We start from the raw sequence: 20,257 nt of genomic DNA, 5'->3' as shown, positions 1-20,257 counted from the left end.
GGGCTACGTCGCGGGCTTCACCGCGCCGGAGGGCAAGACCATGGGCCACGCCGGCGCCATCGTGTCCGGCTCGTCCGGCACCGCGCAAGCCAAGAAGGAAGCCCTCGAGGCGGCCGGCGTCAAGGTCGGCAAGACCCCGTCCGAAACAGCCGAGCTGGCCCGGCAGAGCCTGGTCCAGACCGTCGCCGGATAGGCCACCCGAGAGGGCCTGAGGAGACTCATGACCGCGAAGATCCTGCGTTACGACGTCAACCTGTCCATCCTGTTCACCGAACTGCCCATGCTGGAGCGCCCGGCTGCCGCGGCCGGGCACGGGTTCGACGCGGTCGAGATGTGGTGGCCGTTCGACGGGCCGGTACCGGCCGACCGCGAGCTCGACGCGCTGGCCGGCGCCGTCACCGACGCCGGGGTGAGCCTGGTCGGGCTCAACTTCGACGCCGGCGACATGCCGAGCGGTGACCGCGGCCTGCTGTCGGCACACTCGACGAGCGGGCGCTTCCGCGACAACGTCGACGTGGCGGTCGGGTTCGCGGAGCGGATGGGGTGTCGCGTGCTGAACGCCTTGTACGGCAACACATCCGAGGACACCGATCACGACCTGGCACTCGAGAACCTGGCCCTGGCGGTGACTGCGGCCAGGCGCATCGGCGCCACGGTGGTGATCGAGGCGCTCAACTCGCACGAGAACACGCGTTACCCGCTCACCTCCTCGAAAACCGCGCTCGAGGTGGTGGACCAGGTGCCCGGCACGGCGTTCCTCGCCGACTTCTACCACCTGTCCCGCATGGGTGAGGACATCCGGGCGCTGATCGCGAACAGCGCCGAGCGGTTCGGCCACGTCCAGATCGCCGACTCGCCCGGCCGTGGTCAGCCGGGCACCGGCGAGATCGACTACGCCGACGTGCTCACCCTGCTCGTCGCGAGCCCGTACGACGGGTCGGTCGGCCTGGAGTACAAGCCAGTTGGTCCCAGCGCGAAAAGTTTCGGATGGTTGGAGGACATGCCATGACACCCCTTGGGTCGACCTCAGCTAGTCGAGCAGCGGGGAACCTGCACGAACCGCGTGCCGGCCAACCGCACCCAAGGGGAACGGGACGCGACCCGGCCACCGGTACGCGCCGAACTGGACGGCACCAACGCACGGTGACCACAAGGGTTAATTCCGGGGAGGCGGAGCAGCCGTGACCACCATCGGGTTCATCGGGCTGGGCATCATGGGCAGCCCGATGGCGACGAACCTGCTCAGCGCCGGGTTCGACGTGATCGGGTTCGACGTGCAGCCGGTATCGCTGGAGCGCCTCGCGGCCGACGGCGGCCAGCCGGCGGACAGCATCGCGCAGGCCACTGTGGACGCCGACGTCGTGATCACGATGCTGCCCAACTTCCCGCAGGTCGAGGAGGTCGCGTTCGGCGCGGGTGGGGTGCTCGACTCGGCCAAGCCGGGTCTGCTCTACATCGACATGTCGAGCATCCGGCCGCAGACCTCGCGACGGATCGCGGGGGAGGGCGCGGAGAAGGGCCTGCGGGTCCTCGACGCCCCGGTGTCCGGCGGGGAGAAGGGCGCGATCGACGGGGTGCTGTCGATCATGGTCGGTGGCGCCGAGGAGAGCTTCGCCGCGGCGGCCCCGGTGTTCGCCCCACTCGGCAAGACGGTCGTCCACGTTGGACCGGCCGGTGCCGGGCAGACCGTGAAGGCCGCCAACCAGCTCGTGGTCGGCGGCACCTACGCACTGGTCGCCGAGGCGATCGTGCTGCTCGAGGCGTCCGGTGTGGACGCCGGGCTCGGGCTCGACGTGCTCGCCGGCGGGCTCGCCGGCAGCCGGATCCTCGAGCTCAAACGGAAGTCCATGGTGGCGCGCGAGTTCGCGCCGGGGTTCCGGATCGACCTGCACCACAAGGACATGGGCATCGTGCTCGACGCCGCGCGGGAGGCCGACGTGGCCCTGCCGGTCGGCGGGCTCGTCGCGCAGCTCATCGCGGCGGCGCGTGCCCAGGGATACGGCTCACTCGATCACTCCGCTCTGCTCAAGGTGGCTGACGGCATTGCGGGCGCGAACACCGCGGGTAAAAGGAGACTGACCAGGTGAACAGCATTCCTTGCATGGAGGCCGCGGTCGCGGTCATGGAGTCCGAGGGCGTCGACACCGTGTTCGGCATCCCGGGCGCCGCGATCCTGCCGCTGTACGCGGCGATGCGGAACAGCGGCATCAAGCACATCACCGTGCGGCACGAGGAAGGCGGCACGCACGCCGCGGACGGCTGGTCCCGAGCCACCGGCAAGGTCGGGGTGTGCATCGGCACCTCCGGTCCTGCCGGAACCAACATGATCACCGGGTTGTACACGGCACTCGCCGACTCCATCCCGATGATCTGCATCACCGGCCAGGCGCCCAGGGCGAAGCTGCACCAGGAGGCGTTCCAGGCGGTCGACATCGTCGAGATCGCCAAGCCCGTCACCAAGTGGGCGGTGCAGCTGAAGGAGCCCGGCCAGGCGCCGTGGGTGTTCCGGGAGGCGTTCCGGATCGCCCAGTCGGGGCGGCCCGGTCCGGTGCTCATCGACCTTCCGCTCGACGTGCAGCGCGGGTCGTGCAACTACGACCCCGCGATCGACGCGCCACTGCCGATCGAGGTTCCGGAGCCGCACCCGGCGCGCGTCCGGGCCGCGGTCGACATGCTGCTCGGCGCGCAGCGGCCGCTGATCCTGGCCGGCGGCGGTGTGATCATCGCCGACGCCGCTGCCGAGCTGCGCGAGCTGGCCGAGGAGCTCGACGTCCCGGTGCAGGTCACGCTGATGGGCAAGGGCGCGTTCCCCGAGGACCACGAGCTCTTCGCCGGCATGGCGGGCCTGCAGACCCAGACCCGCTGGGGCAACCAGGCTTTCCTGGAGTCCGACCTGGTGCTGGCGGTCGGCGCCCGGTTCGGCGACCGGCACACCGGCGACCTGTCCGTGTACACCAAGGGGCGCAAGTTCATCCACGTCGACATCGAGCCGACCCAGCTCGGCAAGGTGTTCGAGCCGGACCTCGGCATCGTCGGCCACGCCCGGCCGACGCTGGCCGCGCTCACCGAGCGCGCCCGCACGCTCGGCGCCGGGCGGCGGTCCACCGAAGACCTGCTTGCAGGGTCGAGCATCAGCTCAGACCTGCTTGCAGGGTCGAGCATCAGCTCAGACCTGCTTGCAGGGTCGAGCATCAGCTCAGCGTGGCCGGCGCGGGTCAGCGAGCTGCGCGCGACGCTGCCGCGCCGCGACGACTTCGACGACGTGCCGATCAAGCCGCCGCGGGTCTACCGGGAGCTGAACGAGTTCTTCGGGCCGGACACCACGTTCGTCACCGCGATCGGGCTGTACCAGATCTGGTCCGGCCAGTTCCAGCACACGTTCCTGCCGCGCCGCTACCTCGTGTGCGGCCAGGCCGGGCCGCTGGGCTGGGAGGTCCCGGCGGCGATGGGCGTCAAGTGCGCGTTCCCGGAGCGGCAGGTCGTCGCGGTCGCGGGCGACTACTCCTTCCAGTTCCTGATGGAGGAGATCGCGGTCGCCGCGCAGTACAAGATCCCGTTCGTCATCGTGATGGTCAACAACGAGTACCTCGGGCTGATCCGGCAGGCGGAGATCTCCTACGACATGAACTACGCGGTCGACCTGCACTACGGCGAGGGCGGCATCGACCACGTGAAGCTGATGGAGGCGTTCGGCTGCCCGGCCCGGCGGGTCGAGCAGCCAGGCGACATCCGCGACGCGCTGGCCTGGGCGGCCGCCGAGTCGGAGGCGCTGTCGCTGCCGGTGCTCGTCGAGGTGATGGTCGAGCGCGAGGCCAACGCCGCGATGGGGCCGGTTTCCATCGACGCCGTCAAGGAGTTCGAGCCCGTGCCCGAGCTGGCCCCGGCGGGGGACTGAGTACCGCACGGTCTCCCGACAAAGGGAACAAATGACTAGGGCGACCGGTCCAGTGACTGGCCATGTGCGGTTACTGGACCGGTCCAGGTTCAGACCTTGACCAGGTGCGTGGTCTAGACCACACTGAGCGCCGGCATCGCGGGTTCGCGATGCCGGCGCTCGGTTCATGTTTGGCGTAGGTCGGGGCCCACGCTCGGAAGACGAGGGAGTACGCGCATGCGCAGAGGTTCGATTCTTGCTGTCCTGTCCGTGGTTGCGGCGGCCGCCGCGATGCTGCCTGGGGGTGCGTCGGCGGCTGGAGCGGCAACAAGCTGGGCCCGAACTGCTCGTCCCCGGAGGAGCTGGCCGGGGCCTACCAGCAGGTGATCGACGCGTACGGGCTGTCGGCGATCGACATCGACATCGAGAACACCGACGAGTTCGAGAACGAGACCGTGCAGGACCGGATCCTGAACGCGTTGAAGATCGTCAAGCAGAACAACCCAGGGTTGACGACGATCGTCACCTTCGGCACCTCGACGACCGGTCCGAACTACTACGGCAACCGGCTGATCGACCAGGCCGACGCGTTGGGCGCGAACATCGACGTGTTCACGATCATGCCGTTCGACTTCGGCAGCGCGGACATCTACACCGACACGGTCGGCGCCGCGGAGGGTCTCAAGAGCAAGCTGGCGTCGACCTTCGGGTGGTCCGACGCCGAGGCGTACGGGAACATGGGCATCTCCGGGATGAACGGGCTGTCCGACCAGCAGGAGATGACCTCGCCGGACACCTGGCAGCGGATCACCGACTGGGCGTCCTCCAGTGGGCTCGCCAGGCTCGCGTTCTGGGCGGTGAACCGCGACCGCGGGTGCCCGGGCGGCGGCGTGACGTCGACCTGCAGCGGCATCGACCAGCCGGACTGGGAGTTCACCCACATCACCGCAGGATTCTGAGTCTACCTTTCAGATCCAGCTGTTACGGTGTGCCTCATGAGCGCATCGTGGGGCGAGCCACGCAGTAAGACCGTCACCTGGTACGACCCGCTGGCGACGGCCGCGGCCGGCGCGGAGATGTCCGGTTTGGACTATCTCCGCGCCATGCTGCGTGGCGACCTGCCACCGCCCCCGATCGGCGGGCTGATGTCCTTCCGGCCGGAGACCGTCGCCGAGGGGGACGTCGTGTTCTCCTGCGAGCCGGACGAGTCGGTCTTCAACCCGATCGGTGTCGTGCACGGCGGACTGATGTGCACCCTGCTGGACTCCGTGGCGGGCTGCGCGGTGCACAGCACACTGCCGGCGGGCGTGGGCTACACGTCGATGGAGATCAAGGTGTCATACCTGCGCCCGGTGCACGCGGACACGGGCAAGCTGATCGCGCACGGCTGGGTGGTGAAGCCCGGCCGCCGGGTGGCCTTCGCCGAGGCCGACGTCCGCGCCCCGGACGGCAAGGTGGTCGCCACGGCGAGCAGCACGCTGCTCGTCATGGGCCCTGCCTGACCGGCTCGTCAAGCCATCACGAGTCGGACTCGAGCGGAACTCGAGCACTCGTGTCGACTCTTGGACGAGGACGGCAGGAGGAGGCGCGATGACGGCGACGTTCAGCGAGCGGGCCCGTACCGAGATGGCGACCGTCGGCGTCGTGGGGCTCGGGGACACCGGCCTGCCGCTGGCCCTGTCGCTCGCCGACGCCGGCCGGCTGACCACCGGCCTCGACACCGACCCGGCCAAGATCGCCGCGCTGCGCCTCGGCGAGTCCTACCTGCCCGGCGTCTCGACCGACGCGCTCGTGGCGACCGCGGAGTGGTTCGAGCCGACCTCGGACCCGCGCAGGCTCGCCGGCCTCGACGTCTACGTCATCTGCGTGCCGGCACCGGTCGGCGACGACGGCCTGGCGGACCTGCGGCACGTCGAGAGCGCCGCCGACACGGTCGGCCCGCTGCTGCGGCACGGCTCGGTCGTGGAGCTGCGGTGCGCGCTGGCGGCGGACGCGGTGGCCGCGCTCTCCGCTCGGCTCGCGGCCGGCAGCGGCCTGCGCCCAGGGGTGGACTTCCACCTCACCACGGCCTGGTGACCGGCATGGACCTCGACCGGATGATCGCCGCCAAGCGCGAGCTGTGGGCCCTGCCGGTCGCGCCGCCCGCGCCGCGGGTGGAGCGGCACCGCCCGCTGCGGCCCGGCCGGTTCACCGCCGCGGTGAGCGGGCGCGACGTCGGCATCGTGGTGGATGCTCGCTCGGTGCGGCTGGCGCTCGCCTACGAGTCGGGGGGCGCGGCCGGGGTGTCGGTGCCGGCCGACGAGGTCCACCTCGGCGGCGGTCCGGAGCTGGTTCGCCGGGTCGCCGGCGCGGTCGACGTCCCGGTGCTGTTCGCCGACGTCGTGGTCGACGTCCGGCAGGTCGACATGGCGTACGCGTGCGGCGCGGACGCCGTGCTGGTGACGGTGCGGGCGGTCGACCACGCGGAGCTGGCGGACATCGTCGCGGTCGCGGACGGCCTCGGCATCGACGCGCTCGTCTCGACCACCGACGAGGAGGACGTCGAGCGCGCGCTCGACGCCGGCGCCGCGCTGGTCGGGCTGACCCACGACTCGTCGTGGCTGCGGGCCCTCGTCCCGGCGGGCGTGCCGGTGGTCATGGAGAGCGAGGTGCGCGACCGCGGCGACGTCGAGCGAGTGGCCGGGCTGGGCTTCACCGGCTGCGTCGTCGGCCCGCTGCCGGGGCGTGACCCGGCCGCCGCGGTGCGCGGGCTGACCGGCGTCCCGACGGGTGCCGGGGCGGTGCGCTAACCGGCGGCCTCGACGCCCGTGTGGGCGGCCGCCACCTCGGCGGCGGTGCGGACGAAGGCGGCCAGCGGGCGCGAGCGGCTCTCCTCCGACCAGGCGATCAGCAGGGTGGTCAGGTGGCCGTCGATGACCGGGACGGCCACGAGGTCGCGGCGCAGGTGCAAGGTCACCGACTGGGGGAGCACCGCGATGGTGCGGCCGAGCGCGATCAGCTGCGTCACCTGGCCGGTGTCGCGGACGACCGGGCCGCTCGAGGGGCACTCGTCGGTCCACCTGGGGAGGATCTCGCCGGCCAGGTCGGACATCCGCACCGACTTCCGCCCCGCCAGCCGGTGGTTGCGCTGCAGGACGACGACCTCGCGCTCGGTCAGCAGCTCCTCGGTGGCGAAGCCGGACGGGTCGTCGTGGGGGAGGCGGAGCATCGCCAGGTCCGCGGTGCCGTCGCGCAGGAATCCCTCCTGCTCGCCGATGCCGCAGATCATCACCTCGACCTCGACCGCCTCGGGGTGCTCGGCGTAGCGGTCGAGGACCTGCTCGAGCAGGCCGGCGTCCCCGCCCGGCTTCATCACGAGCACCAGCCGCGGGTCGACCCGGCCGGCCCGCTTGGCCCGCCGCTCGGCGGACTCCAGCGTGGTGAGCGCCTTGCGGCCCTCGTGCAGCAGCACCTCGCCGGCCGTCGTGAGCGACACCTGGCGGCTCGTGCGTTCGAGGAGCGTGACGCCGAGCCGGCGTTCGAGCTGCTGGATGGCCCGTGACAGCGGCGGCTGCGCGATGCCCAGCCGCGCGGCCGCCCTGCCGAAGTTGAGCTCCTCGGCCACGGCGACGAAGTAGGCGAGCTCCCGTGATTCCATACTCTGAGGGTATCGGTTCTGACCCAACCGGTCTTGGCGCTTTCCCGCCGGCGCTGGTGGGCTGGAGGCATGACCGAGACAGTCGCCCTGGTGACCGGGGCCAACAAGGGGATCGGCTACGCGATCGCGAGCCAGCTGGCCGACCGGGGTGTGACGGTGCTGCTGGGCGTGCGGGACACGGCGCGGCGGGAGGCCGCGGTGGCGAAGCTGCACGACGAGGGCCGGGATGTGCACGGGATCGCGCTGGACGTCACCGACGGCGCGACGATCGCGGCGGCCGCGGCGGAGATCGACTCGCGGTTCGGCCGGCTGGACATCCTCGTCAACAACGCGGGCATCACCGGTGACGGCGCGCAGGAGGCGGGTGCGGGCGGGCTCGCCGAGGTGCGCCGGGTGTTCGACGTGAACGTGTTCGGCGTGATGGCGGTGACCGACGCGATGCTGCCGCTGCTGCTGCGGTCGGCGGCCGGGCGAATCGTGAACGTGTCGAGCAGCGTCGGCTCGCTCGCGAACATGACCGCCGCGGACGGCGGGTACCTGGCCGACATGCCGGCGATGCTGGGGTACCCGGTGTCGAAGACGGCCCTCAACGCGGTGACGGCCCAGTACGCGAAGCACGTGCGCAAGAACGGCATCCTGGTGAACGCGGTGTGCCCTGGCTACACGGCGACGGACCTGAACGGCTTCGCCGGCTTCCGCACCGCCGACCAGGGCGCGGCCGTAGCGGTGAGGCTGGCGACGGTCGGCGCGGACGGCCCGACGGCCGGCTTCTTCGACGATGAGGGCGAAGTCGCCTGGTGACAACGAAACGCGGCACCCGAGCGTAGGACCCGGGTGCCGCGAACGTTGGACTCGCGGGTTCTGGGGGTTGGACTCGCGGGTCAGGGGGCGGGTCAGGTGGTGCAGTTCTCCCATTCGGTGTCCCAGCCGGTGTTTCCCGAACCGGCGAAGGTCATCGCCGGGGAGCCCGCCGGGTACGGGCAGTTGTACGTGCCGGCGGCGCCGACGCCCGTTGCGGTCACGTTGCTGATCGTCACCGAGCCGCCGGCCTTGTTCATGTTCGCAGCCAGACTGTGGTGTCCGGCGGCAGCAGTGAGCCCTCGAGCGGCTGGCTGGACAGCAGCACCTGGTCGGGCGCCGGCAGCTCCACCGGGTCGGGGGACAGGTTCACCACGCAGGTGAACCCGAGGTCGCGGTCGAAGCCCAGGACGCCGGCGGGCAGGTCGGGGAGCCAGGTCATCCGCCCGTCGCCCAGCGCGGGGTTCGCCGACCGCAGCCGCAGCGCGCGGCGGTACAGCTCGAGCATCGAACCGGGGTCGTCGGTCTGCGCCTCGACGGTGAACGCCGCCCAACCGGCCGGCTGCGGCAGCCACGGCGCGGTGCCGTTGTTGCTGAACCCGTACGGCGCGGCGTCGCCGGACCACGGCAGCGGCACCCGGCAGCCGTCCCGCCCGATGTCCGCACCGGCCGTCCGCTTGAACACCGGGTCCTGCCGCACCGCGTCCGGCAGATCCTCCACTTCGGACAGACCGAGCTCCTCGCCCTGGTAGACGTACACCCCACCGGGCAGGGCCATCGTCAGCAGCGCCGCGGCCCTGGCCCGCCGGGTGCCGAGCACCGGGTCGGTCGGCGCGAGATGCTGGCGGTCGGCGAAGGAGAACGACGTGTCCGCGCGGCCGTAGCGGGTGACGTGCCGGGTGACGTCGTGGTTGGACAGCACCCAGGTGGCCGGCGCGTCGACCGGCGCGTGTGCGGCCAGCGTCGCGGTGATCACCTCGCGCAGCCGGCCGGCGTCCCACGGGCAGGACAGGAAGTCGAAGTTGAACGCCGAGTGCAGCTCGTCCCGGCGCAGGTACATCGCGAACCGCAGCGGGTCGGGCAGCCACATCTCACCGACGAACACCCGCTTGTCGGGGTAGCCGTCGGCGATCCGCCGCCACGTCCGGTAGATCTCGTGCACCCCGTCCAGGTCGGAGTACGGGACCGGGCCCCCCTCGGCGTCCTCGACGTCGGGCAGCCCGTCGGCCTTCACCAGCCCGTCGGCCACGTCGATGCGGAACCCGTCCACGCCGCGGTTGAACCAGAACCGCAGGATGTCCTCGAACTCCTCGTGCACCTCGGGGTTGGTCCAGTTCAGGTCCGGCTGCCGGGAGGAGTACAGGTGCAGGAACCACTCGCCGGGCGTGCCGTCCGGCTCGGTCACCCGGGTCCACGCGGGACCGCCGAAACGCGACCGCCAGTTGTTCGGCGGCAGCTCGCCGTGCTCGCCCCGGCCGCGGCGGAACCAGAACCGTTCCCGCTCCAGCGAGTCCGGCCCGGCCGCGAGCGCCGCGGCGAACCACGGGTGCACATCGGAGCAGTGGTTGGGCACGATGTCGATGATGATCTTGATATCGTGGTTGTGCGCCTCCTCGATCAGCTTCTCCGCCTCGGCGAGCGAGCCGAACGCCGGCTCGATGTCGCGGTAGTCGGCCACGTCGTAGCCGCCGTCGTCCATCGGCGACGGGTACCACGGGTTGAACCAGATCGCGTCGATGCCGAGGTCGGCCAGGTACGGCAGCTTGGCCCGGACGCCGGCGAGGTCGCCGGTGCCGTCGCCGTCGCCGTCGGCGAAGCTGCGGATGTAGACCTGGTAGATCGCCGCACCGCGCCACCATTCCTGCTGCAACACGAAATCACCCCTTGAGGCTGCCGGCGGTGAGGCCGGCCAGTATCTGTCGTTGAAAAACCAGGAATGCCACGACCATCGGGATGCTGGCCAGCACGAGGCCGGCGAGCATCAGGTTGATCGGGGTGTCCGGCTCGAAGCGCTGCAGCGCCACGCTGAGGGTCTGGATGTTCGGGTCCTGCAGGACCAGCAGCGGCCAGATGAAGTCCTTCCATGCCGCGACGATCGCGAAGATCGACACCACCGCGAGGATCGGCCGGGACAGCGGCAGCACGATGCGCACCATCGTGGTGACGCTGCCCGCGCCGTCGATGCGGGCGGCGTCGAGCAGGTCGGTCGGGATCTGGTCGAAGAACCGCTTCAGCAGGTAGATGTTGAACGCGTTCGCCGCCGCCGGCAGCCAGATCGCGGCCGGCGAGTTGATCAGGTTCACCTCGACGACCGGGACCTCGGTGATCGTCAGGTAGGTCGGCACGAGCAGCGCCGAGGCCGGCAGCATGAGCGTGGCCAGCATCAGCGCGAGGATCCACCTGCCGAGCACCGGGCGCAGCTTCGACAGCGCGTAGGCCGCGGGCACGCACACCGCGAGCTGCAGCAGCCACGCGCCGGCCGCCACGACCACCGTGTTGCGGAAGTACCCGGCGAGCTCCATGAAGTCCCAGGCTTCCTTGTACGTCACCACGTTGAACTGCTCGGGCAGCAGTGTCGGCGGCGTGCGGGCCAGCTCGGGCGCGGACTTCATCGCGCCGAGCAGCATCCAGACCAGCGGGACGACGAACGCGGCGGTGAACAGCGCGAACACTCCCGCGAAGACGAGCCAGTAGCCGACCTTGCCCCTGGTGCGCTCGAGCGTCCACGGCGACAGCAGGGTCCGAACCGGACGGTCCTCGGCCATGGCCATCAGCTCCTCGTCCGGGTGAGCCGCAGGTAAAGGGCGGAGAACCCGCCGAGCAGCACGAACAGCAGCAGGCTCATCGCGCTGGCCGTGCCGAAGTCGTTGTAGACGAAGGCATAGCGGTAGAGGAGCAGCAGCACGGTGACCGTGGAGTCCTCCGGCCCGCCGCCGGTCATGATGTAGGGCTCGGTGAACACCTGCATGGTCGCGACGATCTGCAGGAGCATCATGACCAGCAGCACGAACCGGGTCTGCGGGATCGTGATGTGCCGCAGCCGCTGCCACAGGTTCGCGCCGTCGAGCTCCGCGGCCTCGTACAGCTCGCCGGGGATCGTCTGCAGCGCGGCGAGGTAGATCAGCGTGGCCGAGCCCATCGACGCCCAGGTGGCCACGACCACCAGCGACAGCATCGAGGTGTCCGCGGAGTTCAGCCATGCCGACTCGGGCAGGCCGAAGAACCGCAGCACGCTGTTGAACAGGCCGGGACCCGGGTCGTAGAACCACTTCCAGAGGATCGCGACGACAACCGGGGGCAGCATGACCGGGAGGTAGACCACCATCCGGAAGTACGCCTTGATGTGCCGCAGCTCGTTCAGCACGACGGCCACCGCGAACGGGACGGCGAAGCCGATGACCAGCGCGAGCCCGGTGAACAGCAGGGTGTTGCGCCAGGCGGTGAGGAAGAGCGGGTCCGCGAACAGGGTCTCGAAGTTCTGCCAGCCGACCCAGATCGGGTCGGTGACGAAGTTGACCTGCTGGAAGCTCAGCAGGACGCCGCGGATGATCGGGTACCAGGAGAACAGCGCGAACACCACGAGCGCGGCGCACAGGAACCCGTACGCGGTGAGGTTGTCGAGGATCGTGCGACGCAGCCGGCCCGTGGTCGGGCCGCGACGGGTGCCGGCGGGACGCACCTCGGGTGGCGCGAGCACTTCCGGGCTGGCGGTGGTGGACATCGAACCCCTCGGCGTGGAGGATCCGGCCGGGAGCGGGGAAGGGTACGCGCTCCCGGCCGGACCAGACTTACTTGACCTGCGACAACGCGGTGTTGACCTTCGTCTCCGCTGCGGAGAGCAGCTGGTCGATGTCGGCGTCACGGTTGGTCAGCACGCCCTGCATCACGTTGTCCAGCGCGGCGTAGACCTGCTGGGCGTTGGGCGGCTCGATGTACTTCTTCAGCACGGAGAGGCCGTCGACGAACGACTGGTAGTTCTCCACCGGCACGGTCGCGTACTTCTCCCGAAGCGACTTCTGCTTCTCGGCCAGGTCGCCCACCCACACGTCGGCGGCCGCGTTCGGCGGCGCGGTGGGCAGCCCGATCGGCTGGTCCTGGTCGGCGTAGCTCTTGAGGGTGGACTCCATCCGGTCCGGGTTGAGGTACTTCCACTGGATCCAGGTCAGCCCGGCCTTGATCTTCTCCGGGGTGGCCTTGGGGTTGAGCATGTAGCCCTCGCCGCCGATCAGGGTGCCCTCGCCGCCGGGCAGCGGCGCGAGGCCGTAGTCGGCGTAGTCGCCCTTGAACTGGTTGACCAGCGGCGGGATGTTGTCCGGCGCGCCGACGAACATGCCGAGCTGGCCGGCGCCGAACATCCGCTGCGCGTCCTCGAACACCAGGAGCTGCTTCTGCCCCATGGTGTTGTCCTCCCAGCGCATGGCGTGGATGGTCTCGGCGACCGCACGGCCCTTGTCGTTGTTGAAGTCCGCGACCCACTTGTCGCCGTCCTTCTTGGCGATCTGGCCGCCCATCGAGTACATCCAGGTGGTGAAGTGCCAGCCGCCCTGGTTGTTCTTGGAGAGCTCGGCGAGCCCGATGGTGTTCTTGCCCAGCGCGGTGATCTTCTTCGCGGCCGCGCGGACCTCGTCCCAGGTGGCCGGCGGGCTGTCGGGGTCGAGGCCGGCCTGGGTGAACAGCTTGCGGTTGTAGAGCAGGCCCATCGAGTAGTTCGCCGTCGGCAGCCCGTACACCCGGTCGTTGTCGTCGGTGAAGATCTTCTTGAGCTCGGGCTGGAGCTCGTCGTAGTGCGGGACGTCCTTGACGTAGTCGGTGATGTCGGCGGCCTGACGCCGGGCGATCAGGTTCGCCGGGTCGGTCAGGTAGACGTAGAACACGTCCTCCAACTGCCCGCCCGCGAGCTTGGAGCTGAAGGTCTTGGGGTCCATGAACCCCTCGCGTGGCTGGATGTCGATGTCCGAGTGGGCCTTCTCGAACTCCGCGACGTCCTGGTCGAAGATCTTGCGTTCGAACGGCTGGGTCTTCGGAGGTTGGCCGTTGACCGTGATGGTGACCTTGCCGCCGCCGGCGTCCGCGCCGTCGTCGGCCTCGTTGCCACAGGCGGTGACGGCAAGGCCAAGGCCGGCCGCCAACACCAGGGCTAAGGATCTGCGCTGGATGGGTGTGCTCATCGTCGGATAACCCTTGCGTGGGGGGACCGGAGTGAAAATCTGTGACCCACACCATAGGACTCACGACGGTTTGCCGCAATAGTTCGACATCAGTTTGAAAAATTTCGACTCTCACCTGATACGCGACTGCCGCCGAGCTGTCATCGCGACTTTTGGACATAGGACGGGCGCCCCGGCGACGGTCTCGCCGGGGCGCCTGGTGAAAGTGGGTCAGGCCGGGGTGGGCCGCCTCGTCCTGGCCGGCGCGGCGGACGCGCGGACGACCAGCTCGGGCTCGAAGAGCAGCTCCTCGATGGAGACCTCGATGCCCGCGATCTGGTTGGCGAGCAGCTCCACCGCGGCGCGGCCCATGGCCTCGATGGGTTGGCGGACCGTGGTCAGCGGCGGATCGGTGCAGGTCATGAGCGTGGAGTCGTCGTAGCCGATGACCGAGACGTCCTCGGGGGTGCGCATGCCGAGCCTGCGCACCGCGCGGATCACGCCCAGCGCCAGCGGGTCGCTCGCGCAGATGAGCCCGGTGATGCCGTTCTGCACCAGCCGGGTGCCAACGGCCTGACCGCCCTCGACCGAGAACATCGTGTGGCCGATGGTGTGCTCGTCGACCGTGAGCCCGATGCGCTTGGCGCAGGCGCGGAACGCAACCAGCTTGCGTTGGGACGGAATATGGTCACGCGGGCCGAGCACCATGCCGATCTGCTGGTGGCCGAGCGCGACGAGGTGGCCGAACGCCTGCTCGACGGCGACCGCGTCGTCGCAGGAGACGACCGGGTAGTCGAGGTCGATCGAGGCGTTGACCAGCACGACCGGGAGCTTGCGGCGAACCAGCTGGTAGTGGTGCTCGTGCGGCGCGTCGGCCTCGGCGTGGCTGCCACCGGCGAAGACCACCCCGGACACCTGCTGGGCGAGCAGCAGCTCGACGTAGTCCGGCTCGGACACCCCGCCGGTGCAGGTGCAGAGCACCGGGGTGAAGCCCTGCTGGGCCAGCGCGCTGCCGACGACGTCGGCGAGCGCGGGGAAGATCGGGTTCTGCAGCTCGGGGAGCACCAGGCCGACGAGTCGGGCTCGCTCGCCGCGCAGCTGGGTGGGTCGCTCGTAGCCGAGCACGTCCAGCGCGGTGAGCACGGCCTGCCGGGTCGCTTCGGAGACACCCGGTTTGCCGTTGAGCACCCGGCTCACGGTCGCCTCGCTGACACCAACCTTCTGAGCCACTTCGGACAGCCGTCTTTGCGCCATGTCCGCAACTCTACGACAGGTCTTGCAAGTTCTTGCGCTGACTTGCGGTATTCCACTCCGCGCGGTCGAGCGTGTACCGGACGTCGCCGTGCACGGCGCCCTCGATCGGATCGGGCCAGGACGGGTGGAACGTCGACTCGTAGCGCAGGCCCACCTTCTCCATCACCCGCCGGGACGCCGCGTTGACGGCCATGGTCTCGGCGTAGACCTTCGCGAGGCCGGTCCCGGTGAAGCCGTACCGGACGAGCGCGAGCGAGCCCTCGGTGGCGTATCCCTTGCCCCACGCGGCTTTCCGCAGCCGGTAGCCGAGCTCGACCTCGTCCGGGCGGTCGCGGTGGGGGCGGAACATGAACCAGCCGACGAACTCCCCGGTGTCCCTGCCGTGCGTGGCGAAGATGCCGAAGCCGGGGAAGCGGTCGTAGCAGCCGATGATGCGCGGGAGGACGACGTGCTCGTTCTGCTCGCGCGTGGTCGGCACGCCGCCGGTGAGGTAGCGCATCACCTCCGGGTCGCCGTCGAGCTCGACCAGGAGGTCCAGATCGCCCTCGGTGAACCGGCGTAGCCGCAGGCGCTCGGTCTCCAGGAAGATGTCCATGCCGGGGATCCTGGCACCGAGGGGAGCTCGTCGTGGACCGAATTTCCGACCCGGACGTGGCACTGGTGCTCGACTCGTACGCGGCCTACGCCCGCGGCGACATCGACGCGGCGGTCGCCCCGCTGCACCCGGACGTCGAGTGGATCGAGCCGGCCGAGTTCCCGCTCGGCGGACGCCGGGTCGGCCCGGCCGCGGTGGCCGAGTACCTGCGTGCCTCCCACGCCGGGTGGACCCGGTTCACGTCGACGCCCACGGCCACCCGGCGCGGGCCGGACATCGTGGTGGTGCACCACGTCGAGGGCGAGCTGGCCGACGGCACCCCGCACGCGGCCACCGTGGCCGACGTGTTCACCGTCCAGAGTGGACAGGTCGTGCGGATGCGCGCGTATGCCGACCCGGCCGAGGTGCCCTGACCCTCGTCCGGTAGGCCTGGTTCCGCTAGGTTCGCTCGCCATGACAGTCACCCCGCCCTATGTCCTCGAGCGCACGTCCGGGGAGTACCGCCGGCTGCGCACCCAGTCGAAGCTGTGGGAGCCGGCCACCGCGCGCTTGCTCGACCAGGTCGGCGTGCCGGTCGGGGCGCGCTGCCTGGACGTCGGTTGCGGGCCCGGCGAGGTCATGCGGCTGCTGGCCGAGCGGGTCGGCCCCGACGGCGTGGTCACCGGCGTCGACGTGGACGGGGCCATCGGGCGAGAGGCCGTCGAGGTTCTGCGGGCCACGGTCGCCGCGCGGGTGGAGTTCGTCGAGGGTGACGTGCACGAGCTGGACCTGCCGGCGTTCGACGTCGTGTACGTGCGGCTGGTGGTGATGCACCTCGCCGACCCGGTGGCGTTCCTGCGCAGGCTGTGGGGCTGGGTCGGGCCGGGTGGCGTGCTCGTCGTGCAGGACTACGACACCGCCGGCATGGCCGTCTGGCCGCGGCTCGCCTGCTGGGACGAGTTCGGCCGGGTGATGGACGGCGTGTTCGAGCAGACCGGCGGCGATTCCCGGTGCGGGTTGCACCTGCCGCGGCACTTCCTCGACGCGGGCATCGGCACGCCGGACGGCACCGATGTCTCCGGGGTGCTCGCGCCGCTCGCGGACACCACCGGCTTCATCCGGGGCTCGTACACGAGTGCCCTCCCCGCCGCGATCCGGCTCGGCATCACCACCCAGGTCGCGGGCGACGCCTTCCTGGCCGAGCTCGCCGCGGCCGCCGAGGACCGCACGATCCACGTTCGCCTGCCGGCGCTCGTCGGCGTCCACAAGCGCAAGTCATGACGGTGTGTCGCCCCAGGTCGGCGCCCTGGCGGTGGCACGATGGCCGGGGTCCCGAGCTGGAGGGCGGTGCGAGGTGGCGGGTCGCGAGCTGATCCTTCCGGCGACCGTGCTGACCGCGCACCTGGAGTCCTGCGCCGCCGAGCTCGCCGCGGACCCCGAGCCGCCGGACGACCTCGCTCAGGTGGTCGGCCAGCTCGTCGCCGGCCAGCGCCACATCGCCGCCACCCTCTCCCGGTTGGCCGACCGGCTCGACGCGGTTCCGGCCGCCGACCGGGACGCGCTGGCCGAGGTTCTGCGGGCCGCCGCACGTGCCACCGGGCACGCCGCGGACGCGCTCGCAGAAGGTGAACATCTGTTCGAATAAACCACCCGTTTGGGGCTGTGACCTGCGGGCCGTCCGGGATAACCTGCAGGTGTTGCCGAACGGGGAGGAACACATGCGAAGCGTCTGGAACGGCACCATCCGGATCGGTGCGGCCAACATCCCGGTGCGGGCGTACGGGGCCACGGAGGAGCAGTCCACCGGCCTGCACCAGGTGCACCTGAGCGATGGTGGACGGGTCCGGCACCGCAAGGTCTGCGAGGTCGACGGCAAGACGGTCGGCGGCGAGGAGATGGCCCGCGGCTACGTCATGCCCGGCGGTGAGACCGTGGTCCTCACCGACGAGGACTTCGCGAAGTTACCGCTGCCCACCTCGAGGGCCATCGACGTCCAGGCGTTCGCGCCGCTGGGCGAGATCGACCCCATCTACTTCGCGCGGAGCTACCACCTGGAGCCGGAACCGTCCGGCACGAAGCCGTACGTCCTGTTCAGCGAGGCCTTGCAGCAGTCCGGCCGGGTGGCGATCGTCAAGGTGGCGCTGCGCGCCCGCGAGTCGTTGGGCGTGCTGCGGATCCGCGACCAGGTGATCGTGCTGGAGACCATGCTGTGGCCGGACGAGATCCGGTCGCCGGACTTCCCGTTCCTGCACCAGGATGTCGAGGTCTCCGGCGCCGAGCTGCGTGAGGCCACGGTGCTCATCGACGCGCTGAGCGAGAAGTTCTCGCCCGGCCGGTACACCGATCACTACCGGGAGGCTTTACAAGCGTTGGTACAGGCCAAGATCGAGGGCAACGAGCTCGTCCAGCCGACCATCGCCGAGCAGGAGGTCGGCGCGTCCGACCTGTTGACGGCCCTGCGCTCGACGCTGGTGGAGAAGCAGTCGCGCGGGTCACGGGACGTTGTCGCGGAGGCTAGGGCCGCCGAGGACAGGGCGGCGGAGGAACGGTCGGCCGCGAAGGAGGCGGCGGGCCGGTCCCGGACTCCGATTCGCTGAGCCGTCGGCCCGCGCCGGCACGTCGCCGTGTCGTCCCCGGGCGTCGGTGTGTCGACTTCCTGCGTCGCTGTGTCGTCCTTGGGTGTCGGTGTGTCGACGCGGGCTGGTCCCCACCCCACCGATCGCCACGGGGCGACTTGGCGACGTGGCGGGGCGACTCGGCGACGTGGCGGGGCGACTCGGCTACGTGGCGGGGCGACTTGGCGCGGGTGTGGCAGGTGGCTGGCCGAGGCTCAGTCTTCTTCTTCGCCCAGCATGCCCTGGCGCAGTTGTTCCAGGGTGCGCGCCAGCAGCCTCGACACGTGCATCTGCGAGATGCCGATTCGCTCGGCTATCTGGGTCTGGGTCATGTGCCGGAAGAACCGCAGGGTGAGGATCGTCCGCTCGCGTTCCGGCAGGCGCTCGACCAGTGGGCGCAGCGACTCGTAGTCCTCCACGCCGTCGAGCGCCGTGTCGTGCTCTCCCAAGGTCTCCCCGAGAGCGTCCGAGCCGGCGTTGGGGGACAGGGCCTCGTCCAGGGACATGGAGTGGTACGCGTTGCCCGCCTCCAGGCCCTCGTACACCTGCTCCTGGCTCAGGTCTAGGTGCCGGGCCAGCTCGCTCGGGGTCGGTGCGCGGCCCAGGCGTTGGGACAGCTCGGCACTCGCCGCGTTGATGGAAAGGTTCAGCTCCTTGAGCCGTCTGGGCACGTGCATCGACCAGCTGGCGTCACGGAAGTGCCGCCGGACCTCGCCCATCACCGTGGGCACGGCGAACGACAGGAAGTCCGTGCCGCGATCCGGCTGGAAGCGGTCCACCGCGTTGATCAGGCCCAGGGTCGCCACCTGCACCAGATCCTCGCGCGGCACGCCACGGTTGGAGAACCGCGCCGCGATGTGCTCGGCGAGGGCCAGGTGCCCGGTCACCAGCTCGTTGCGCAGCTTGACCCGCCGGGGATCGTCCTCGTCGAGTGACGCCATCTCGTCGAACATCGGCGTCAGATGTCCGTAGCCCGTGTCCGGGTTGTCCCGGTTCTTGGCCTGCGAACGCTGTGTGGTCACTCCGGACCGTCCGCCCGCCGCTTGGCCAGCTCGATGTGCACCACGTGCTGGCCGGCGGGCCCGGCGTCCTGCTCGACCCGGCTCTCCGCGTGGTCGGTGAGCGTGGTCAGCACCCGCCAGCCGAACGTGTCGCTGCTGGGCTTGGCGTCATCGGCGGACGGGATGCTCACCGCGAACCTGATCTCGTCCTTGCTCACGATGAACCGGCAGCCGAGCGTCGCACCGGCCACGGCACGGGTGATGAGCGTGGAGCTCGCCTCGTCGACCGCCAGCTTCAGGTCCGCGATCGCGTCGAGATCGAAGTCCGCGCGCATGGCGATGCTCGATGTCAGCGACCGGATGATCGGTAGGTTCGTGAGTTCGGCGCCAAGTCGCAGCTCGATCTCGTCCGCACGGCCGTCGCCGCTTCCCACGCTCATGGTGCTCGGCTACCCACAATCTGGAGTTCGGAAACCTGTTGTGACCGGCCACTTTACCGCCCACGGTCAACGTCGGGCCCGGCCCGGCCGAGCGCATCCCGGCACGCGCCCCTAACGTGGGACGCGCACGCCGTCGAAGGAAGGAGCCAACATGTTGGCGGTAACGGAAGCGGCAGCCGAGGCGATCACGGCGCTGACCGCACAAGGTGGCATCGACGACAACGGTGGACTGCGGTTCTCCATGCGCACGCAGGTGGACTCGCAGGCCGCGCTCGCGCTCACCGTGGCGTCGTCACCGGTGGAGGGTGACAAGGTGGTCACCGCGGACACCGGTGCGCACGTGTTCCTCGAGGAGCAGGCTGCCGACTACCTGTCCGACAAAGTGCTTGACGTACAACAGGATGCCGAAGGTCAGCTGAACTTCGCGGTGCTCGAACGAGCCTCCTGACCGCGCGGCGGCCACCGGGTCGCCGGTGGCCGCCGCGGTGTCCTGACCGGACACGGGCCGGGCGGTTACCGGCCGAGGGCCTTCCGCAGTTGCTGCTTGGTCATCGTCGACCGCCCGCGGATGTTCTTCCTGCGGGCCTCGTTGTAGAGCTGGTCCCTGGTCGGGCCACCCGGTCCCTGCCGTTTCCCGGCCCGTTTCCCGCCGCGCTGCTGCGGCGACACGTCCTCGACCGAGGTCCTGCTGGCCTCGCGGGACTCACCGGCCTGCGCCCGGTTCTTGTTCACCGTCCTGGCCGCGAACTCCTTGGCCCGGCGGGTGCTCGCGCCCCGGTCCGAGACATGCGTCGCGACCTGCGGTTCCGCCGACTTGACCTCCAGCAATGTCGAGGTCCTAGCCTCGGTGGCATGTCTCAGCCAACGATTGTGGTGACCGGCGCGACCGGCAATGTCGGCCGGCGCCTGGTCCCTCT

22 protein-coding genes and 3 pseudogenes are annotated in these 20,257 nt (G+C 70.3%); 14 read left to right on the top strand and 11 right to left on the bottom strand.

Annotated features, from left to right (window positions below; translation table 11 throughout):
* The 8 genes and pseudogenes from GEV28_RS33755 to GEV28_RS33720 form a co-directional block, all read left to right on the top strand.
* Positions 1 to 193 (top strand): annotated as a pseudogene (locus GEV28_RS33755) (hypothetical protein); the annotation flags it as partial.
* Between the two features lie 27 nt (positions 194 to 220).
* Complete coding sequence (locus tag GEV28_RS33750) at positions 221 to 1,009, top strand: TIM barrel protein (protein ID WP_291416948.1); 789 nt, start codon at positions 221 to 223, stop codon at positions 1,007 to 1,009.
* A gap of 172 nt (positions 1,010 to 1,181) precedes the next feature.
* On the top strand, positions 1,182 to 2,087 hold the full coding sequence (locus GEV28_RS33745) for a 2-hydroxy-3-oxopropionate reductase (RefSeq protein ID WP_291416946.1): 906 nt from the start codon (positions 1,182 to 1,184) through the stop codon (positions 2,085 to 2,087).
* A gap of 14 nt (positions 2,088 to 2,101) precedes the next feature.
* A complete protein-coding gene (locus GEV28_RS33740) occupies positions 2,102 to 3,895 on the top strand; it encodes a thiamine pyrophosphate-binding protein (protein ID WP_291416956.1) in 1,794 nt (597 codons plus the stop codon).
* A gap of 290 nt (positions 3,896 to 4,185) precedes the next feature.
* Positions 4,186 to 4,833: pseudogene (locus GEV28_RS33735) on the top strand (chitinase); the annotation flags it as partial.
* 36 nt (positions 4,834 to 4,869) lie between these two features.
* Positions 4,870 to 5,376, top strand: a complete 507-nt coding sequence (locus GEV28_RS33730) for a PaaI family thioesterase (protein WP_291416944.1) — start codon at positions 4,870 to 4,872, stop codon at positions 5,374 to 5,376.
* 88 nt (positions 5,377 to 5,464) lie between these two features.
* Positions 5,465 to 5,950, top strand: coding sequence for a hypothetical protein (locus tag GEV28_RS33725; RefSeq protein WP_291416942.1), 486 nt, complete (start codon positions 5,465 to 5,467; stop codon positions 5,948 to 5,950).
* Between the two features lie 5 nt (positions 5,951 to 5,955).
* On the top strand, positions 5,956 to 6,663 hold the full coding sequence (locus tag GEV28_RS33720; RefSeq protein WP_291416954.1) for a hypothetical protein: 708 nt from the start codon (positions 5,956 to 5,958) through the stop codon (positions 6,661 to 6,663).
* Here the strand turns inward: GEV28_RS33720 and GEV28_RS33715 are convergent.
* Positions 6,660 to 7,511: a LysR family transcriptional regulator gene (locus GEV28_RS33715; protein WP_291416940.1), complete on the bottom strand. Its 852-nt coding sequence runs from the start codon at positions 7,509 to 7,511 to the stop codon at positions 6,660 to 6,662. The two genes, GEV28_RS33720 and GEV28_RS33715, sit on opposite strands and share 4 nt — an antisense overlap.
* Positions 7,512 to 7,580: 69 nt before the next feature.
* Here GEV28_RS33715 and GEV28_RS33710 point away from each other — a divergent pair, with 69 nt between their 5' ends.
* Positions 7,581 to 8,312: an SDR family oxidoreductase gene (locus GEV28_RS33710; RefSeq protein WP_291416938.1), complete on the top strand. Its 732-nt coding sequence runs from the start codon at positions 7,581 to 7,583 to the stop codon at positions 8,310 to 8,312.
* A 92-nt stretch (positions 8,313 to 8,404) separates the two neighbouring features.
* Here the strand turns inward: GEV28_RS33710 and GEV28_RS33705 are convergent, their stop codons facing one another.
* The 7 genes from GEV28_RS33705 to GEV28_RS33675 form a co-directional block, all read right to left on the bottom strand.
* Positions 8,405 to 8,569: a hypothetical protein gene (locus tag GEV28_RS33705; RefSeq protein ID WP_291416936.1), complete on the bottom strand. Its 165-nt coding sequence runs from the start codon at positions 8,567 to 8,569 to the stop codon at positions 8,405 to 8,407.
* Positions 8,566 to 10,179, bottom strand: a complete 1,614-nt coding sequence (locus GEV28_RS33700) for a glycoside hydrolase family 13 protein (protein ID WP_291416952.1) — start codon at positions 10,177 to 10,179, stop codon at positions 8,566 to 8,568. Before GEV28_RS33700 ends, GEV28_RS33705 begins: the two co-directional genes overlap by 4 nt.
* A gap of 7 nt (positions 10,180 to 10,186) precedes the next feature.
* Positions 10,187 to 11,074 (bottom strand): carbohydrate ABC transporter permease, encoded by an 888-nt coding sequence (locus GEV28_RS33695; protein ID WP_291416934.1) that lies wholly within the window; start codon positions 11,072 to 11,074, stop codon positions 10,187 to 10,189.
* 5 nt (positions 11,075 to 11,079) lie between these two features.
* Positions 11,080 to 12,030, bottom strand: coding sequence for a carbohydrate ABC transporter permease (locus GEV28_RS33690; protein ID WP_291416931.1), 951 nt, complete (start codon positions 12,028 to 12,030; stop codon positions 11,080 to 11,082).
* 67 nt (positions 12,031 to 12,097) lie between these two features.
* Positions 12,098 to 13,477, bottom strand: coding sequence for an extracellular solute-binding protein (locus GEV28_RS33685; protein ID WP_291416929.1), 1,380 nt, complete (start codon positions 13,475 to 13,477; stop codon positions 12,098 to 12,100).
* A gap of 210 nt (positions 13,478 to 13,687) precedes the next feature.
* Positions 13,688 to 14,710, bottom strand: coding sequence for a LacI family DNA-binding transcriptional regulator (locus GEV28_RS33680; RefSeq protein ID WP_291416926.1), 1,023 nt, complete (start codon positions 14,708 to 14,710; stop codon positions 13,688 to 13,690).
* A 10-nt stretch (positions 14,711 to 14,720) separates the two neighbouring features.
* Entirely contained in the window at positions 14,721 to 15,305 is a 585-nt protein-coding gene (locus GEV28_RS33675) for a GNAT family N-acetyltransferase (RefSeq protein ID WP_291416924.1), read from the bottom strand.
* A gap of 32 nt (positions 15,306 to 15,337) precedes the next feature.
* Between GEV28_RS33675 and GEV28_RS33670 the strand changes: the two genes are divergently transcribed.
* The 4 genes from GEV28_RS33670 (at position 15,338) to GEV28_RS33655 (ending at position 17,881) form a co-directional block, all read left to right on the top strand.
* On the top strand, positions 15,338 to 15,718 hold the full coding sequence (locus GEV28_RS33670) for a nuclear transport factor 2 family protein (protein ID WP_291416922.1): 381 nt from the start codon (positions 15,338 to 15,340) through the stop codon (positions 15,716 to 15,718).
* Between the two features lie 40 nt (positions 15,719 to 15,758).
* A complete protein-coding gene (locus GEV28_RS33665; protein ID WP_291416920.1) occupies positions 15,759 to 16,565 on the top strand; it encodes a trans-aconitate 2-methyltransferase in 807 nt (268 codons plus the stop codon).
* 73 nt (positions 16,566 to 16,638) lie between these two features.
* Positions 16,639 to 16,929: a hypothetical protein gene (locus tag GEV28_RS33660; protein WP_291416918.1), complete on the top strand. Its 291-nt coding sequence runs from the start codon at positions 16,639 to 16,641 to the stop codon at positions 16,927 to 16,929.
* 73 nt (positions 16,930 to 17,002) lie between these two features.
* Positions 17,003 to 17,881: a Ku protein gene (locus GEV28_RS33655; RefSeq protein ID WP_291416916.1), complete on the top strand. Its 879-nt coding sequence runs from the start codon at positions 17,003 to 17,005 to the stop codon at positions 17,879 to 17,881.
* A gap of 233 nt (positions 17,882 to 18,114) precedes the next feature.
* Here GEV28_RS33655 and GEV28_RS33650 read toward each other — a convergent pair whose 3' ends face one another.
* Both GEV28_RS33650 and GEV28_RS33645 read right to left on the bottom strand, forming a co-directional pair.
* Positions 18,115 to 18,852 carry a SigB/SigF/SigG family RNA polymerase sigma factor gene (locus GEV28_RS33650; protein ID WP_291416950.1) on the bottom strand — a complete coding sequence of 246 codons (738 nt, stop codon included), beginning with the start codon at positions 18,850 to 18,852 and terminating at the stop codon, positions 18,115 to 18,117.
* 65 nt (positions 18,853 to 18,917) lie between these two features.
* On the bottom strand, positions 18,918 to 19,340 hold the full coding sequence (locus tag GEV28_RS33645; RefSeq protein WP_291416914.1) for an ATP-binding protein: 423 nt from the start codon (positions 19,338 to 19,340) through the stop codon (positions 18,918 to 18,920).
* A gap of 151 nt (positions 19,341 to 19,491) precedes the next feature.
* On the opposite strand from GEV28_RS33645, the gene GEV28_RS33640 reads away from it, so the two are divergent.
* The gene (locus GEV28_RS33640) at positions 19,492 to 19,788 is read left to right on the top strand and encodes an iron-sulfur cluster biosynthesis protein (RefSeq protein WP_291416911.1); all 297 of its coding nucleotides are present in this window, start codon (positions 19,492 to 19,494) and stop codon (positions 19,786 to 19,788) included.
* 65 nt (positions 19,789 to 19,853) lie between these two features.
* Here the strand turns inward: GEV28_RS33640 and GEV28_RS33635 are convergent.
* Positions 19,854 to 20,120: pseudogene (locus GEV28_RS33635) on the bottom strand (plasmid stabilization protein); the annotation flags it as partial.
* Positions 20,121 to 20,257 lie beyond the last annotated feature (137 nt).

The sequence above is a fragment of the Actinophytocola sp. genome (genome assembly GCF_009379765.1).
Lineage (GTDB): Bacteria > Actinomycetota > Actinomycetes > Mycobacteriales > Pseudonocardiaceae > Actinophytocola.
The sequence above is the reverse complement of the archived record's forward strand: the minus strand, read 5'-3'. Positions and strand labels throughout refer to the sequence as shown.